The organism is Moorena sp. SIO3B2, assembly GCF_010692525.1.
Taxonomy (GTDB): Bacteria; Cyanobacteriota; Cyanobacteriia; order Cyanobacteriales; family Coleofasciculaceae; genus Moorena; species Moorena producens.
This window is the reverse complement of sequence record NZ_JAAHHE010000002.1, coordinates 108,907-125,975: the sequence shown is the minus strand read 5'-3', so window position 1 is coordinate 125,975 and position 17,069 is coordinate 108,907. Positions and strand designations below refer to the sequence as shown.

Sequence of the window (17,069 nt, the reverse complement as noted above, 5' to 3'; positions counted from 1 at the left end):
GGATCATGACTTTTCGCATACTCAGCTTAGATGGCGGTGGTATTCGGGGCGTTATTGCAGCAGTAATCTTGGCAGAATTGGAAAAAGATATTAACCAGCCCCTCAACAAGTATTTTGATTTAATTGCAGGTACCTCCACTGGTTCAATTTTGGCTGCCGGCATTGCCACTGGCATCCCTAGCCGGGAGATGATTAAACTTTATGAACAGAAAGGGGAAAGAATTTTCCGCTACACCAGCCGTTTTTCACTAAAGCGGCTCAAGGTTATCCTTAAGTATGGTCTTTCTGCTCCTAAACACTCCAATCAGGGGTTAATTGAGGTGATGAAAGAGCAGTTTGGGACGACCAAGCTGTCGGATATCTACGATTCACCTCGGCTGTTGATCACAGCCTATGACACTATGAGTCGGATGCCGATTATATTTAAAAGCTGGCGTGAAGACAAAGATTATTTCCATGTTCCCTTGTGGGAAGCCTGTGTCTGTTCCGCATCTGCCCCCACCTATTTTCCAGCCCATCAGCTCAAGACTCAAAGCAAGACTTACTCAGCGATTGATGGTGGAGTTGGGGCGAATAATCCCTCAAGCTGTGCATTAGCTGAAGCGATCCGGTTAAATCATTCCCTTAAGGAAATTTCTATCATCTCGATTGGCACAGGAGAATCCAACCGCCCCATTCCTTGGGAAAAAGCTAGAGGCTGGGGATTGGGACAATGGGGATGGCAAGGACGATTGATTGAAGTGCTATTTGATGCTCCTTGTGACATTCACCGGTATATTACCAAAGAGTTGATCGGTAGCTTAGAATCTGAGGATGCAACAGTTTCTCGTTACCTGCGTCTACAACCGCAAATCACTAATGACACAATGGATGATGCGACTCGGAGCAATATTGCCCAGTTAAAGCGTGTTGCCAAGAATTACGCCTGGCAAAACCAAGGTTTGTTCCAGAACTTCCTGGAAATAAATTGATGAACCTTTGAGCTCCTGTTCGTCGGTTTACTACTGATAATTCAAGGAACTTGCTTACTTGTTACTGGTTAATTAAACACTAACATTTATGGGATAAACCTGATTAGACGTGATGTAAGCAGTCAGCAGTCAGCAGTCAGCCGTTGGCCGTTGGCAAAGCTAATTGAGGTGCTTTCCGTAACTCAGCATTATTCCAATGCTTACCTCTTTTATTCTAAAGACGTAACTCAGCATTATTCCAATGCTTACCTCTTTTATTATTAACGGTTTCCTACTCAATAAGCTTGCCCATAGCCCATAAGCTGAGAGCTGAGAGCTGATAGCTGTTGGCGTAGCCTGCGCGTAGGGCATATGCTTAACAATTGGGTACTGAATTGAGAAATGCTATAAAATTGGGCAATGACCTTAAAAGCTCGTAAAAAATTTGCTCAACATTGGCTGCGTAGCGAGGAGGCACTGAACCAAATCGTGACAGCTGCTAATTTACAAAAAAGCGATCGCATTCTAGAAATTGGTCCGGGTACTGGCATTCTTACCCAGCGCTTACTGCCTTTTGTTCAGTCTGTAGTGGCCGTAGAAATTGATCGAGACTTGTGCCGATTATTAGTTAAAAAACTCGGTAAAATAGATAATTTTTTACTGCTGCAAGGGGACTTTCTATCCCTAGACTTAGATACCTTGTTAGCTAACTTTTCCAATTTCCAAAAACCTAATAAAGTGGTTGCCAATATCCCCTATAATATTACCGGTCCGATTCTGGAAAAGTTACTAGGTACCATTACTCAGCCAGCTGTGCCAGGGTTTGATTTAATCGTGCTGCTAGTGCAAAAAGAAGTAGCTCAGCGGTTATATGCCAAACCCAGTTCTAGACAATTCGGGGCATTATCAGTGCGGGTGCAGTATCTCGCCGAATGTGAATTGATTTGCGATGTACCTGGGTCGGCCTTCTCTCCTCCCCCCAAGGTCGATTCCGCTGTCGTGCGGTTACATCCGAGCCTAGCCGAACCACCAGCTTCTGACCCCAGATGCTTAGAGACACTATTGAAACTGGGCTTTGGCAGCAAACGTAAAATGTTGCGCAATAATTTAAAATCTGTAATTGAACGCGATCGCATCACCCAATTGCTGGAACAATTAGAAATAAGCCCTCAAGCCCGAGCCGAAGACCTTAGTGTTGCTCAATGGATAGCCCTAGCTAATCAGATCACCATAAAGAATGCATTCTTATTCCCTAAATGCCCCAGCTAAAATCAATCTGTATTTGGAAATCATCGGTGATGCGGGTGATGGTTATCACGAACTCGCAATGATTCTCCAAAGCATCGAATTAGCTGATCAAATCGATATCCGTGCCATTGGTACACAGGAGATTAAAGTCCACTGTCATCATCCCGAAGTGCCAACGGATGAAAGCAACCTCGCTTATAAAGCAGCTGCCTTGATGTGGGAGGAGTTTCCTGAGTATTTTGCTAACTTGGGCGGTGTAGAAATTACTATCCACAAGCGAATTCCTGTAGCCGCTGGACTAGCTGGTGGCTCCACGGATGCAGCGGCTGTGTTAGTAGGAATCGATATGTTGTGGCAATTGGGATTAACCCACCCGGAATTAGAACAATTGGCAGCACAGCTTGGATCGGATGTGCCGTTTTGCCTTGCTGGTGGCACTGCTCTAGCTCTGGGCAGAGGTGAACGGCTGTCTGCCCTACCGGGACTGGATTCTCTATATGTCGTCTTGGGGAAATACCGCAGTCTGATGGTTTCTACTGCTTGGGCTTATCAGACTTATCGGGCTCAGTTTGGGGAAACCTATATCCGGGAGCTTGAGGACTTAGAATCCCGTGCTAATCGTTTTCATAGTGGTCCGATGGTTAAGGAAATCCTCAATAAGGATGGGGGAAAGATCGGAAAACTATTGCGCAATGATTTAGAGAAAGTGGTGTTACCCAATCACCCCCAAGTCTTGGAACTACGGAAAGCCTTTGAGAATAGCGGTGCCATAGGAACCATGATGTCTGGTTCCGGTCCGACGGTATTTGCCCTGTGCGAGTCCCAGGAGCAAGCCCAGGAAATTCAACAGAAAGTAAGCATTGATATTACTGACCCAGATTTGGAATTTTGGGTGACCAAGTTATCGACTCAGGGAATTCAGATAATGTCAACACCTTGAGTCAAGTCGCTTCGCTCCAATTCAAAATTATAAATTCAAAATTCAAAAATACCCCAGGAATTAATTCGGGGGTTTGAAACATCGCTTCGCTCCAATTCAAAAATAGGGGCTTGTATCCGGTGTCAACAATTCAAAATTATCAAGCTATTCATTTTGAATTCAAAAATGGTGGTTAGTCCTGATTCAAAAGTGACTAACCAGAGTTTCAATCACTAATTATGCTTGAAATAAGCCTCCATCACCTGGCGCACAATCGGTCCTGCCACTGAACCTCCACCGCCGCCGGAATGTTCCACAAAAGCAACAACCGCAATCTCGGGTTTATCATAGGGTGCAAAACCACCAAACCAAGCATGAGCTTTGCCAGGAGGAGCCTCTGCTGTTCCACTCTTACCAGCGGCAGGAGGTAACTCTGGCACCCTCAATGCCGCTCCTGTTCCCCCAGTAACCACAGCTCGCAATCCTCGGCGCAGGGTTTGAATCGTTGATGGCTTCATATTAATCGACACTCGCCCTTTGATGGCATCCTGATTGTTCTTGAGCAAGTGAGGTTTAACCCGATAGCCGCCATTGGCAACTACAGAAAACATCACTGAGGATTGTAAGGGTGTTCCTAGGGTAAACCCTTGACCAATAGACATATTGATGGTATCTCCCACGGTCCATCCCCAATTGTAGTTTTTCCGCTTCCAGGCATCATCCACTATCAAACCACGGGATTCCCCAGATAACTCAATACCAGTTTTTTCACCAAAGCCATATCTACGAGCCCATTCAATCAGGGTTTTCCCCCCAACCCCTCGACCGATTTGACCAAAGAAGGTGTTACTGCTCCAAGCCATAGCACCCACAAATCCCATTGGACCAAATCCGGCTCGGTTCCACTCCCCAAAGGCATGACCACCCACATAAAGGTAAGGATAAGTCTGTAAAACAGTTCTGGGAGAATACCGACCAGATTCCATACCCGCCGAAGCCGTGACTACCTTAAATGTACTGGCTGGAGGAAACCCTCGCATTGCCCGGTTGATAAACGGATTCCCTCTGCCTTGTAGCTTTCGCCAGGTTTCTGAGGTGATGCGAGTCGAGAAAATATTCGGGTCAAAGGTTGGACGAGAAACCATTGCGAGGACAGCACCGGTGTTGGGGTCTATAGCCACGACTGCCCCTTTGCGATCGCCTAATGCTGCCTCGGCTGCCTTCTGCACGTCTAGATCGATGCTTATATGGATAGGTTTACCCGGTTTTGCCTGTTTCTGACCCAGAACCCTGACGACTCGTCCAGCACCATCAACTTCTACTTGCTGACCGCCCCATTCTCCCCGTAGCAGATGCTCATAGGACTTCTCCACCCCCATTTTGCCAACCACATCACCGAGGCGGTAGCCGTCCGCTTTACGCCGTTGCAGCTCTTCATAGTCTAACTCTCCAGTATAACCTAGAACATGAGCCGATAGCTTCCCATGGGGATAGTACCGCACTGCATCAATATCCACCTCTATCCCCTGTAATTCATTGCTGTACTCAGCCAAGGCAGTAACTTGAGCGGGAGTAACACCACGGGCAATCCGAAGTAGGTAAGGAGAGTTATAGCCCGCTTGTTCCAGACGCTTTTGAATCTCAGCGTCTGGTATCTTCAAAATTTGGGACAGGCGTTTGCGAGTTTGGGGCCATTGCTCCTGCCTAAGAACCATCGGCCATACAAATACCGAGTGAGACAACCGATAGCTAGCTAATACTCTTCCCTTACGGTCAAAAATATTGCCCCGTATAGGGGGCTTGGGAATCAGACGAATCCGATTATTTTCTGCCAGCTTTTGGTTGCGTTCCCCTTGAACTAGCTGTAAATAAGCTAAACGGGAACCAATTCCCCCCAGCAAGAATAGGCTCATCAGTACCATAATCACTACGGATTGGTATTTGCGTCCGACAGTGCGGGAATTAGATCGATATACTGCAAATGGAGATAAGGAAGGCTGAATTAATGTCATCGTGAGAGGTCTGAGAATGGGGAATCGGACTTGGAGAACACGGGATTGGGCAATTAAGGCGAATAGTCACCTGATCAATGCAGTAACCTATTGGCTTGGATTCCCAATACGTCCCCCTTTTCAATTAAGAATTAAGGATTGACAATTGACAACAAAACAACAGGACTCACGCCCCAAGCTTGTCGGTTAAAACTGGATATGGGGTTTACGGTGACCGGGTGTAGTGAGCAAAATTGGAACATGCCCGATTAATTGCCCACACCGGTTAGCCTACAGCCGCCCCAAATCCTTGATTAAGGAGGCTCTGATTTGCCCCTGTTCAATAGCTCTTACCATTAGCCTAATACCTCCTAGTCAAGCCTAATACCCAGCAATTTACTTCCGCACCTCAGCTACTGGATCAGTGCAGATCTGTTTAGCTACTGCAGGAGTATTTTTAGGTTCGAGGATAAAATAAACCCAAGGAGAGAAACCGTGTTGCACAGATGCAGACAGACGAGGCATGACTCTGGGGGCATCACTACTGCTGAAATAACCACCATGTTTCAAACGACTGTTAAAGAACCACGTCCGACTGCTACGACTACAGCTAAACTTGATGTTGAACTCCGCAAGGTTTTTAAAGTGTTCGACACCGAGACCGTTGTCCGTGGTGTTGACTTAAGTATCCGTCAAGGAGAATTTTTTAGCATTCTTGGTCCGTCTGGCTGTGGCAAAACTACAACCTTGCGTTTAGTAGCAGGATTTGAGATGCCTTCAGCTGGGGAAGTAATGATTCAGGGACGCTCGATGAATCATATTCCACCACACCGCCGACCTGTCAATACGGTCTTTCAAAGTTATGCTCTATTCAATCACCTGAGTGTATCCGAAAATATTGCCTTCGGTCTACGGCTAAAAAAGCTACCCTCATTGGAGGTTGAGGAACGAGTCAAAGCAGCCCTCAAACAAGTGAAACTAGAGGGATTGGCGAATCGGTATCCCCCTCAACTGTCTGGGGGTCAACAGCAACGAGTGGCATTAGCCAGAGCATTAGTTAATCGGCCAGGGGTGCTGTTGTTGGATGAACCCTTGGGAGCCCTAGATTTCAAGCTGCGCAAACAGATGCAGGTGGAACTTTCAAATCTCCATCAAGACCTGGGGTTAACCTTTGTGATGGTGACCCACGACCAAGACGAAGCCATGAGTCTTTCTGACCGTATCGCTGTGATGCGTGCAGGTAAAATTGAGCAAGTTGGTTCCCCCAGAGAAATCTATGAAAATCCTCGGACAACCTTTGTGGCGGACTTTATCGGTGATACCAATTTATTTAAAGGTCGTCTGCAACGGTCCGATGCCGACTCACTCGAAATTACCACCAAGACTGGTATCAAGATTGTGGTTGAGTCTCCATCCGTTAGAGAAGTCCTGGATAATTCTAATCCTCAGGATATTGTAGTAGGTGTACGACCAGAGAAAATTCGCCTGAGTCTTTCCCCGCCAACAGTAACAACAACTACTACTACTATGAATTGCTTTGAAGGACGTCTCAAACACGCGATGTACCTGGGTACTCATATTCAATGTGTGGTGGAGTTACTCAGTGGCGACTGTCTCAGAGTCATACTTGCCAACACCAATAACAAGTTACCAGACCCTAACACGACAATTTATGCTCGTTGGGCACCCACGGATTGTCGCGTGTTGGCGGAATAATTTAAAGATTTCGGTAGTTTTTGAGCCTAGTTTGCTGGCAAAATAGTGCTCAGGAAAGCCAGATATTTTTAGTTGTTTACTAAATCAATTTTGGTGGATTAATTATCCTATCCATTTTGGGGTAATGGGTAATCGGTAATCGGTTTTGAATAACTTTATTAAACCTACCCTACTTCGGACGCCTGGGCAACAACAAACCTCAACCTTAAACCTTTTCAATCGTGCTTTCTAAGGATCGACAATCATTCCTAAAACGCCCTACAAGGCGCAACTTTTTACAGCTAGCCACTGTCGCTACCCTATCAGGTCTAACCCTGTCTGGATGTGGCTGGACTCTAGCTAAGGTGAAACCAACACCTCCTTCACCAGGTGACAGAAATAAACTATTTATCTACACTTGGACTAACTATACCGATGATGAGCTACTAGACCGCTTTACCGAAATAACTGGAATCAAAGCTTTAGTCGATGTCTTTGATTCCAACGAAGCTATGCTTGCTCGACTTCAGGCTTCTGGGGGCGGAGCCTATAGCATTATCTACCCGTCTGACTACATGGTGCGGAAGATGGTTGAGTTGGATCTGTTGCTCAAACTGGACTTTGAACGCATCATCGGAATGAATCGACTTTTTTCTAAGTTCCTCAATCCTATATATGACCCCAACAATTTGCACAGTATTCCTCTGAGCTGGGGAACAACGGGTTTGATTTACAACTCCAAAAAACTATCTAAAGTACCGGAGGATTGGAGCTATCTTTGGCAAGATAAAGACAAATTATCGAGACGGATGACTTTGCTCAACGATGTGCGAGAAGTGATGGGTGCCACTTTGAAAATGTTGGGTTACTCGTACAACTCTACCAATCCCCAGGAGATTAAAAAAGCCTATGAAACGTTGGTGGACTTAAAACCAAGTATTGCTTCATTTTCTTCTGATGCTTGGCGATCGCAAATTCTGAGTGGGGATTTATGGATTGCGATGTGTTACTCCTCGGATGCTGCTGAAATCATGGCAGAAAACCCAGATTTGCAGTATGTGCTACCGAAAAGCGGTTCTTCCTTGTGGACCGATACCTTGGCAATTCCTAAAACAGCTCCCAATCTTGAGGGTGCCTACGCTTGGATTAACTTTATGTTAGAAGCAGATGTTGCTGCTCAAATTTGTGAACGCTTGAGCTTCGCCACACCAAACCAAAAAGCCTTTAAGCTATTGTCCCGTGAAATCCAAGAGGATCAAAGTTTGTTTCCAGAATCATCAGCGTTAGAACGTTGTGAAGGTCTTGCACCTGTTGACGAAGTTAGCGAACTTTATGACCGCTACTGGACTAAGTTGACCAGTGGTTAGGAGTTAGGAATTAGCCCTTTTTAACACCCTAAAGTTTAGGAAACTAGTACGGAACGGCAGAAATAAACATACCATTCAAAATACCTCTAAAAAAGAGCGTAACGCTATTGATAATTGCTAGAGATAACAAATAACATTCCAAGAATTAGAGTGATAAAATCCTAAAGAATCAAGCACATTTTGAATAGTTTTCAATTTATATATCAAATATACCATTTTTATTAAAAAATGGTATATATCTTGGAATAATGACTAATAACTAATGACTAATAACTAATGATAAATAACACTGAAAGCGTTACTGATAACATTGCTGAGTCCCCAGTTATGCAAGATAAGAGACACTTACGATGGCAGTGGTTAGAACCCCTAGGATTGCTCAGTCCAGCAGGTATATGGTTAGCTTTGTTGTTGGTGCTGCCAACCCTAGTCATTTTTGAACTAAGTTTGGTACCCAACATTAGACCAGGAGATGTGGTCAATCCCTCTGGTATTGATAATTATTTGCGGGTATTTGATCCAGTAATCTTGCAAGTGATAGGGCGATCGCTTTTTTTGGCCATGGGAACCACTGTGATTTGTCTTCTGCTAGGATTTCCTGTGGCTTATTGGATTGCTCAGCTAGCACCCAAGCGGTGGCAAAATTTACTGCTGCTTGGTTTTATCTTACCGTTGTGGACATCTTCTCTACTGCGTTCTTATGCCTGGATTACCATTCTGCGACCGACTGGGGTTCTCAATACAGTCCTGACTAGTCTTGGACTACCAGGGTTGGATTTGCTCAATCGTAGTGCTGCTGTATTGATTGCCATGGCTTACAGCTTTCTGCCATATATGGTGTTGATTCTCTATGCGTCTATAGAAAAATTAGACAAACGTTTGTTAGAAGCGGCGGCAGATTTAGGGGCAAATCCCTATCAAACGTTTTGGAAGGTAACCGTACCCCAAACTCTACCAGGAATTGCTGCAGGTTCTTTGCTGGTATTTATCTCTGGATTAGGGGATTTTGTTAATCCGGAATTGCTAGGGGGAGCATCGAGTATGACTGGAGCAAGATTGATTTATAACCAGTTTTTAGGAGCTACTCAAAACTGGGGATTTGGGTCAGCTTTGAGTATGATGTTAATTTTGGTGGTGAGTATAGCGATCGCACTTTTGATTAAGTATGGTGATCCAAAAGCACAGCCCTAGCACTATAGTAAAGGGAGTAGGGAGTAGGGAGTAGGGAGTAGGGAGTAGGGAGTAGGGAGTAGGGAGTAGGGAGTAGGGAGTAGGGAGTAGGGAGTAGGGAGTAGAGAAATTCGGATCAACAATTCTCACAATTCCTACAGGGATCCCTATCAAAAGAAAATGTTTGCATTCATAAAAATGGAAAATTTTAACTATAAACTTAAAATTAATTAACAAGTAACAAGTAACAAGTAACAAGTAACAATTGACGAATAACAATTGACGAATAACAATTGACGAATAACAATTGACGAATAACTAATGACTAATGAACAACTATACCATCAGCAGGAGGAGCTTACCCTAGACATGGTAAACTCTCAACCAAAACTCCGGGTTTCTTGGCAAGGTATTTTCTCCCTGGTGATGTTCTTTTATATGTACCTACCCCTGCTGGTACTGACGTTTTATAGCTTCAATGACTCTAAATACAGCGCCCAGTGGCAGGGATTCACGTTTAAGTGGTACCTAAAACTATGGGAGGACGAGAGTGTAAAGACCGCACTATTCAATAGTCTCACGGTAGCGCTAGTGGCAGTAGGGATTTCTGCGGTATTGGGTACCATGATGGCAGTCGGTTTAGCCCGTTACCACTTTCCAGGGAAACGCTTGTATCGAGGGATATCCTACTTACCCCTGATTATCCCAGATATTGCGATCGCAGTGGCAACTCTCATCTTTTTGGCAGTTATGGCTATTCCTCTGAGTCTGTGGACTATCATAGCAGCTCATATAGTTTTCTGTTTGGCTTATATTGCCATTGTTGTTTCCTCCCGTATCACCCAGCTTGACCCTCACCTAGAAGAAGCAGCCCTCGATTTAGGAGCAACGCCTCTACAAGCTTTTATAAAAATCTTACTACCGGAATTGATGCCAGGGATTATTGCTGGTTGTTTATTGTCTTTTGTCCTAAGTATGGATGATTTTCTGATTTCTAGTTTTACCGCTGGGACTGGTGCAACTACCCTACCCATGGAAATCTTTAGCCGCATCCGCACTGGTGTTAAACCAGATATAAATGCTCTTAGTGTTTTGCTAATCCTGGTATCAGGTGCAGTTGCTTTTATCGCTGAATGGCTCCGTTATCGGAGTGTGGAAAATCGGCAATAATCGGGAATCGGGAATCGGAACCCACCCCTAACCCCTCCCAGGAGGGGAACGGGAATCGGGAATCGGAACCCACCCCTAACCCCTCCCAGGAGGGGAACGGGAATCGGGAATTTTTCACTGATAGAAGGTTACTTGATATCATTACATTCCTTAGTTCAGCAACCCCAAAATTGATAATTCATTCTTGATAAGTCATCCTTGATTTCAATTTATCTAATTTTTCTTCCAATTGAGTGGTAAGTTGCTCGATCCGATGGTCATTACTTAAGTAGGGAGATGTAGTTTGAGCGATTCTGAATAGTTGAGTAGCGATTAATTGTTGTTTTTCACCCCAAAGTGTCTTGACTGAACGCAACTGATCTTGTTTGAGCCAATTAAACCAAAAGTGAGCATAACGGATTGAGGAACGAATTCCCCGTGCTGTTCTAGGATATAAATCCCAAAGAGGCATGATATATTGGGGTTGGTATTTCAAACCAACGGATAAGCACCAATCCTGCCATTTAAATGCCAATATAGTTGGATTAGTGCAGATGGGAATCCAAGGAATTCGTAGGGCATCGGCTACAATGGCTCCATGCATAGCTTCTGTTAGTAAGATGTTGGTTTTGCTGATGGCAGATAATACTTGCTCGACAGGCAAACTAGGGTCAATATACTTAAAGCCGATTTGTTCACAAATTTGATGCCAGGCTTGACCGCCATATCTGGCAGATTTAGCATGGGGCATAACGGCAAATTGATGGATTTTTTGACTGGTTGGATGGAAGAGTCGTCTGACTAGCACTGCTCCATCGGTAACGGCTAATTGAGGGGAAATGTCTAAGGCTTTGGCGGAGAGGGGTCCTCTTACACAGTAAATTGTCCAGGAATCTTGGAGTTTTGGTAACTTTTCATAACCGACTCCGCTACTAAAAATGATGATTCGGCTAGCATTGGGTAAACGCTTGGGGAGTAAATTATTTAGGAGGGTACCGATTCCAACAAAGGCGGTGCTTTCATCCTCATCTAGTAAGTTAGGGATTAACTGTTGCCATAGCCAAGGGTTTAGGTCATCGCCGAAGTTATTGAGACCACCAGGGAATCGTTTCGATGAATATTGGTAGTAGAATAGTTTCATTATTGTTATCCCCTAATATGTCGTATTTTACTTCGGTAGAGCCACTAAAGATTTATGTTCCGGCCTTGACCAGCTGGTCAACAGTTAGTTTTAGTTCTGGGAAAGTTGGTGATTCAATAGATTCACAGCCTGTAAAGGTTTTGCCTTCTTTATATTCATTATCAGCTAACTCGTATATCCAAACTGTAGGAATTTTAGGAGACCCAATGTATCGGGTTCCTCCCAGAGCTTTATAGTCAACAATCCAGTATTCTGGAATGCAAAATTTTTCATATTCAGCCAGTTTGGTTAGATAGTCATCTTGCCAGTTGGTACTAACGACTTCCACGATTAACTTAGCTGATTTACCGATTGAGATACTTGACCTGTCTTGATGCAGTCGCTCATGGGGGGGACCCCCAAGACCGCTTAGGTGCGCTTTCCGTAGGCGAATTAAATTCGCCACGGGTCGCACCTCTGCATCGCTTTTTTCCAGTATGGATCTTCCGCAACAGTTTGTTTATCCAATACAATGATATCTGGTAAATAGCCTTCTCCCTCTTGATAGGGTTTGACAAGACAAGTTCGAGGAATAAAGTAGGGTAGTGAAAGTCTCTCAATGTCAACATCTATCTTTCTGGCGATGAGAGCTGCTACTTGTTCGTGGAAACCGGTGGGACGCATAGCTACAATTCTACCATTCCGAAGTTCATAGTTTCCTCCATCCTCTGGGTACTGTTCTAAGAATTCATCAAAGGTTAATAGTTTTGATACTGCTTGAACCATAGTTGGGACTGGTTAATAAGTAGTATTGGGTTAGTATCTAGTTTAAGTATAGCGTTTTACAATGATAGGTTAAACTATTGGTTGCTAAAAAAGGGCTGCATCTATACTCCCTATTCCCTAAAAACCAGCGGTGTAAGTACATCAGCAAATTGATAAATGTTATATAATAAGGAGATAAAACCCATGTACCAAAATCCATTTGCCATCGACTTTTATATGGAATTGTTGCTAGCCAATAAAACTCTTGTTAGTTTATTTTTAACTCGATTTCCCTGAAAGCCAATATAACCCTGTCCCAAGGTAATCTGTTGAGACCAATGAGATTGATTGCACCAACGATAATAGGCAGGTAAGGCAATAGTTTCTAAGAAATAACGCCACTTCTTGGTAGTACTTGAAGGGGTAATCGCTTTGGCACGAATTCGACCATTATTAACCATAGCGCTACGTAAATTAGGCTCTTCTTTCAACCGCTTAAGGGCTGAAATTAACGCGCTAGGGGTAGCCACTTCCAGATAGTCTAGTGGGCTATAGCGTTCTACTTGATAAGCAGCTTCACATCCGAGAATAGCAGGAACCCCCGCTAGCCAAGCATTGTAGAGTTTGGTAGCTGGTTTGGTCAGGTAATTGCGGTGGAGGCAGCCTGTGTTGCCCTCAAAGCTACGCACAGCCACAATAGCATCAATCTGACTGTAGTCATGCCAGCGATTGTCTAGGTTGCTATAGTCATGCCAACGATTGCTATTGATTACTGGTTGCCAAGATAACCCTAGTGCTTGGAGTTGTTGTTGCCAGGAGGGATGCTTTAACTGTAGCGCGAGATTAAATTCATGACCAAAGAAGGCGATGGTTTTAAAGCGATCGCATCGTGCTGGATGGCGCTGAATTAACCCTGGCTGAGTCCAGTGGGGTAGGTAGTAACTATTGCGCAAATGCATTGTTTCCAGAGGATTTTGTACCACATGGAGTTGAGCATAGGGATAGGGTCTTTGTTCAGCTTTAATACAAATCAGCAATAACTTTGGTCCTGGCTTGAGCTGGTTTTTGTGAGCTCGTAAGCAATTGCGGTGGCTCAGGACAATCCCTTCTCTGGGCAATTCTGCTACTAGTTCGCAAGGGAAACCATCGGCTTTCAGGCGTAGATAGGTTTGTAAAGTCCAGGCATAGATACCAATCCCAAAGCCTTTCCAGTTCTCATCGGCACTTTTGGGCATGGTGTCCGGCCAGAAACCCTGAGGAATGTAGAAGTAAATTGGTGGTAATTTATCGGTCATGTGAGGTACTTTTATTCTTGGTTTTAGGAAACAGGGAGTCGGGAGTCGGGAGCGGTGCGACCCGTGGCGAATTTAATTCGCCTACGGAAAGCGCACCGAGGGAGTCGGGAGCGGTGCTACCCGTGGCGAATTTAATTACGGGTCAAGGGCACCGAGGGAGTATAAAAAAAAATTTTTTTGTGCCTCATTAGACTAGTAATCCTAGCAATAATGATTAGCCATTAGGGATTACCCTGACCCAAAAATCCAGGGACTATTTGATAAGTGATTAACGGAACTTGATCTCAACTTTGGCGTCAGCTATCAGCGTGTCGCGTATCAGCCCAAGGCCAATGGCTGACGGCTGACAGCTGACAGCTGAATGCTTACACTTTGTCTTTATCTTGTGGCCAAAAAAAGCGCAATTTTACCATATCATCTTTTGGAAAAAATTACCCGTTTGGGTACTGCGAACCTAAGGATCTGTATGAGACAATATGGCACAGCTAAGCAAAAGTGTAAGGATGGTGCCTCTATCGAGATATTGGGAAATTTTAAGACTTGATCCTGCTAGTGTTGGGTGTGGTTACAAAAAACTGTTACTACCGCTGGCATGGGAGTTTTTTCAACAGAAGTGTCTAGAATTAGATGCTCCAGAAACGCGAACGCATTTGTCGGTGGAGCAGCATCGGGACATTCAAACCTCCCTATACGCCTGGTTTCACCCTGAGGCGTCTGGGTCACCCATAAGTCGTGCTAGAGCAGGACTTTGTCTTCGTTGCTATGTCTCTTACCCAATCCTGAAAGCTTGCAAGAAACTCGCTAGTTTATATAGCGCTAGTCATCACTTCACCTATCGGGATTTGCTGCCATTTGTGCTTGATGATGATGGTAAAGTACTCATCATCTTAGATCAGGATGGTACAACTCAACTTATCCTGAATGGCGATAGGGAAACCAAAAAAACCGATTACCAATTTTTTACCGTTGAAGTATTACGAAAATATAATCTGAATTCCCCATCCAAGTCTAGGTTAGATGATTGGGTCTACTATCAAACCAAACAAAATCCCAAACTCAAAGACTTCTTATCGGAGCGGGGACTTTGTTTTCTCAGTGACTGGGCGCTGCTGAATCGAGCTAGACCGACACAATTTGAACAACTCTTGCCACGCGATCGCAATATCCTAGAAGCCTTTCATGGGGTGTACCGTAGGGACAGACGCCAACAGCCAACAAAAAAAGCTAGACGTTGTCCGGATCCCACTCAGTCTCAACTTGAAGAAATGAGACACCTCTTGCAGGAAAAATCGGTAATTGTCAACTCTCTAGTACAGCTGAGGGATGAACTCAAACATCTAGCCAGACTGCTACGGCAATATGACATATGGATTCGCAGCGGATTTCCGCCATCGGAACCCCTAGAGGTGTCGGATCCGGATACTGGACGGAACCGAGAGTTACCAGACCGAAATTTTACCAACCCTTTAGATGCGATCGCACGACAAGAATTACAGCAATTCTGTGGTCAGCAACTCATAGCCTGTTTGGATTTGGGGATAGAGCAAGGGCTAACGGACCACATTACCAAGCTACAGCGCAGTCGAAGTTATGCCCGTTTTGCATCAAAGGTTATATCAGGTCTTGAACTGATCTACTGTCGCGGTAAATCTCAAGCCGAGATTGCCTCTATTTTAGGAATGACCAATCAGTCCCAAGTGAGCCGGGTGCTAAATCCAAAGGATCTGCTCAATCGGGTGCGGTTTTGGACAATAGACAAACTTTTCCACATTATCTCCCATGCAGCACATCAGTTTAATCTAGCAAATATGTCTAGGGATCCAGACTATTTTAAAAACCTAATGGAACACCTAGAAGCTTTCGTGGATGCTGAAGTCTTCCAAGAAGCAGCTGCAGAAATCATGACAGGGAAAAACCGTTCTACTAATAGCCTATATACCCAGCGACTATGCCGCTACCTTGAGAAAGCGATCCAGGAAAATCATGACTAGTTATTCTGTTAATTCCACCGACCTCAGGCTTGTGCAACCAGAATGTATTTGGTTAGAGTCCGAACAGTTTGAGCAAGCAGTACAAATGAGCAATCAAGTCATCTCAGAAGCACGCCAATGGCAAACCTATCTGAATGGACTAGGATTACTTAGTTTTACACAATGGTTAGAGGAAAAGTTATCTAATATCCTGATATCTCATAATTGTTGTTCTTTACGACAACCTAAATACGCTAATGTGATTGAAGCGGTATGTAATCTTATCGTAGGCGAATTTAAGATTTGTTTACTTACCAGTGAGAGTTTAATTGATGAAGTAGTCACTGTACCGATAGCCGCCATTGATTTACCAGAATTTGCTGCTCATTTCTATGTTGTAATTGAAGTGCAAGAAGAGCTAGAAACTGCTATTATTCGAGGCTTTATCCGTTACGACGAACTGGTTAATTATCGACAAGTTTGTAATTTACATCCTGAAGTTGATTGGAACTATAGTTTACCTCTATCATTGTTTGATCCTGAGCCAAATCACCTACTCTTTTATTTACGTTTCTTGGATTCCGCTGCCATTGAGCTACCAGTAACTTCCCCTAATTCACTCCCTAGGCTATCTCTGAATCAACCTGACTTGGAAACATTAGAAACATTATTAGATCGCCTACAATATCCTGAGCAAACTCTTTGGCAAACCTTAACTTGGGAGCAAGGGCTGACTATACTCCAAAGTCCTGAATTACTGGATTTGTTATATCAGTGGCAACTAACTTCCCACAGAACAAAGTCCCTTTCGATTCGGATTACAGAAGTATTTACTATCCTAACTCAAAAGGCTATCAATACCCAGGAATGGTTGGAGGGTAAATTAGACGAATTGGCTCAAGGTTTAGGATTGTTTATCCCTGAAACCATTACTGCGAATTCATCGGTATTTCGGTCAATTGATAAATTCGATAATGTGATTAATGAGCTTAGATATCAAGGAATGGACATTCCTCCCGAACCAGGTCGATCCTATCAGGACATTGATTTAGGTGAAATTGCTTTACGACTATGTGCCGTCACCTGGCCGATTGACTCTCCAATTCCTCCCCCAAAATGGTCATTGCTGCTAATTTTAGGAACCCAGCTTGGTACTCCTTTACCTGATGGATTCAAGCTACAAGTTAGCAATCTAAGGTCTATTATACATGAGCCTGTATCAGCGCTTGATGATCCATTTTTGTTTGCCCGTGTGGAAGGACGCTCAGATGAAAAATTTGTTGTAACTATTATCCCACCGGATAGTTCAGCACAGACCTTATCTCCTTATGCATTCGATCCTAGTTAAACAGCATTTTCAGTTATTGATTAAAAATGAAACAGGGAACATCGAATCTGTCAACAGGGAAATTTCATAAAAATATCCGAGG

16 protein-coding genes are annotated in these 17,069 nt (G+C 44.1%); 9 read left to right on the top strand and 7 right to left on the bottom strand.

Annotated features, from left to right (window positions below; all coding sequences use genetic code 11):
• Positions 1 to 5: 5 nt before the first annotated feature.
• The 3 genes from F6K38_RS00785 (at position 6) to ispE (ending at position 3,138) form a co-directional block, all read left to right on the top strand.
• The gene (locus tag F6K38_RS00785) at positions 6 to 971 is read left to right on the top strand and encodes a CBASS cGAMP-activated phospholipase (RefSeq protein WP_008178450.1); all 966 of its coding nucleotides are present in this window, start codon (positions 6 to 8) and stop codon (positions 969 to 971) included.
• Positions 972 to 1,370: 399 nt separating this feature from the next.
• Positions 1,371 to 2,219, top strand: a complete 849-nt coding sequence (rsmA, locus tag F6K38_RS00780; RefSeq protein ID WP_008178456.1) for a 16S rRNA (adenine(1518)-N(6)/adenine(1519)-N(6))-dimethyltransferase RsmA — start codon at positions 1,371 to 1,373, stop codon at positions 2,217 to 2,219.
• Entirely contained in the window at positions 2,188 to 3,138 is a 951-nt protein-coding gene (gene ispE, locus F6K38_RS00775) for a 4-(cytidine 5'-diphospho)-2-C-methyl-D-erythritol kinase (RefSeq protein WP_008178458.1), read from the top strand. The genes rsmA and ispE overlap by 32 nt, the downstream gene beginning before the upstream one ends.
• A 212-nt stretch (positions 3,139 to 3,350) precedes the next feature.
• On the opposite strand, the gene mrdA is transcribed toward ispE, so the two are convergent.
• Together mrdA and F6K38_RS00765 are read right to left on the bottom strand one after the other, a co-directional pair.
• Positions 3,351 to 5,129: a penicillin-binding protein 2 gene (mrdA, locus tag F6K38_RS00770; protein ID WP_008178460.1), complete on the bottom strand. Its 1,779-nt coding sequence runs from the start codon at positions 5,127 to 5,129 to the stop codon at positions 3,351 to 3,353.
• Between the two features lie 375 nt (positions 5,130 to 5,504).
• On the bottom strand, positions 5,505 to 5,633 hold the full coding sequence (locus F6K38_RS00765) for a hypothetical protein (protein ID WP_267871969.1): 129 nt from the start codon (positions 5,631 to 5,633) through the stop codon (positions 5,505 to 5,507).
• A gap of 36 nt (positions 5,634 to 5,669) precedes the next feature.
• Here F6K38_RS00765 and F6K38_RS00760 point away from each other — a divergent pair, with 36 nt between their 5' ends.
• The 4 genes from F6K38_RS00760 to F6K38_RS00745 all read left to right on the top strand — a co-directional run bounded on the left by F6K38_RS00760 (position 5,670) and on the right by F6K38_RS00745 (position 10,510).
• Positions 5,670 to 6,824, top strand: a complete 1,155-nt coding sequence (locus F6K38_RS00760) for an ABC transporter ATP-binding protein (protein WP_287252429.1) — start codon at positions 5,670 to 5,672, stop codon at positions 6,822 to 6,824.
• A 221-nt stretch (positions 6,825 to 7,045) separates the two neighbouring features.
• Positions 7,046 to 8,170: an ABC transporter substrate-binding protein gene (locus F6K38_RS00755; RefSeq protein ID WP_008178466.1), complete on the top strand. Its 1,125-nt coding sequence runs from the start codon at positions 7,046 to 7,048 to the stop codon at positions 8,168 to 8,170.
• A 327-nt stretch (positions 8,171 to 8,497) separates the two neighbouring features.
• Positions 8,498 to 9,361 carry an ABC transporter permease gene (locus F6K38_RS00750; protein WP_044492088.1) on the top strand — a complete coding sequence of 288 codons (864 nt, stop codon included), beginning with the start codon at positions 8,498 to 8,500 and terminating at the stop codon, positions 9,359 to 9,361.
• A gap of 300 nt (positions 9,362 to 9,661) precedes the next feature.
• Positions 9,662 to 10,510: an ABC transporter permease gene (locus F6K38_RS00745; protein WP_008178470.1), complete on the top strand. Its 849-nt coding sequence runs from the start codon at positions 9,662 to 9,664 to the stop codon at positions 10,508 to 10,510.
• Here the strand turns inward: F6K38_RS00745 and F6K38_RS00740 are convergent.
• The 5 genes from F6K38_RS00740 to F6K38_RS00725 form a co-directional block, all read right to left on the bottom strand.
• Positions 10,464 to 10,652 carry a hypothetical protein gene (locus F6K38_RS00740; protein ID WP_131826969.1) on the bottom strand — a complete coding sequence of 63 codons (189 nt, stop codon included), beginning with the start codon at positions 10,650 to 10,652 and terminating at the stop codon, positions 10,464 to 10,466. The genes F6K38_RS00745 and F6K38_RS00740 overlap by 47 nt on opposite strands.
• A 36-nt stretch (positions 10,653 to 10,688) precedes the next feature.
• Complete coding sequence (locus F6K38_RS00735; RefSeq protein WP_008178472.1) at positions 10,689 to 11,630, bottom strand: polysaccharide pyruvyl transferase family protein; 942 nt, start codon at positions 11,628 to 11,630, stop codon at positions 10,689 to 10,691.
• 52 nt (positions 11,631 to 11,682) lie between these two features.
• Complete coding sequence (locus tag F6K38_RS43170; protein ID WP_008178474.1) at positions 11,683 to 12,075, bottom strand: Uma2 family endonuclease; 393 nt, start codon at positions 12,073 to 12,075, stop codon at positions 11,683 to 11,685.
• Positions 12,063 to 12,395 carry a Uma2 family endonuclease gene (locus F6K38_RS43165; RefSeq protein WP_008178476.1) on the bottom strand — a complete coding sequence of 111 codons (333 nt, stop codon included), beginning with the start codon at positions 12,393 to 12,395 and terminating at the stop codon, positions 12,063 to 12,065. The genes F6K38_RS43170 and F6K38_RS43165 overlap by 13 nt, the downstream gene beginning before the upstream one ends.
• A 212-nt stretch (positions 12,396 to 12,607) precedes the next feature.
• Positions 12,608 to 13,669, bottom strand: coding sequence for a hypothetical protein (locus tag F6K38_RS00725; RefSeq protein ID WP_008178477.1), 1,062 nt, complete (start codon positions 13,667 to 13,669; stop codon positions 12,608 to 12,610).
• Positions 13,670 to 14,145: 476 nt separating this feature from the next.
• Here F6K38_RS00725 and F6K38_RS00720 point away from each other — a divergent pair, with 476 nt between their 5' ends.
• Together F6K38_RS00720 and F6K38_RS00715 are read left to right on the top strand one after the other, a co-directional pair.
• Positions 14,146 to 15,660: a hypothetical protein gene (locus F6K38_RS00720; RefSeq protein ID WP_202799137.1), complete on the top strand. Its 1,515-nt coding sequence runs from the start codon at positions 14,146 to 14,148 to the stop codon at positions 15,658 to 15,660.
• Positions 15,653 to 16,987, top strand: coding sequence for a DUF1822 family protein (locus F6K38_RS00715; protein WP_008178479.1), 1,335 nt, complete (start codon positions 15,653 to 15,655; stop codon positions 16,985 to 16,987). Before F6K38_RS00720 ends, F6K38_RS00715 begins: the two co-directional genes overlap by 8 nt.
• Positions 16,988 to 17,069: the final 82 nt, after the last annotated feature.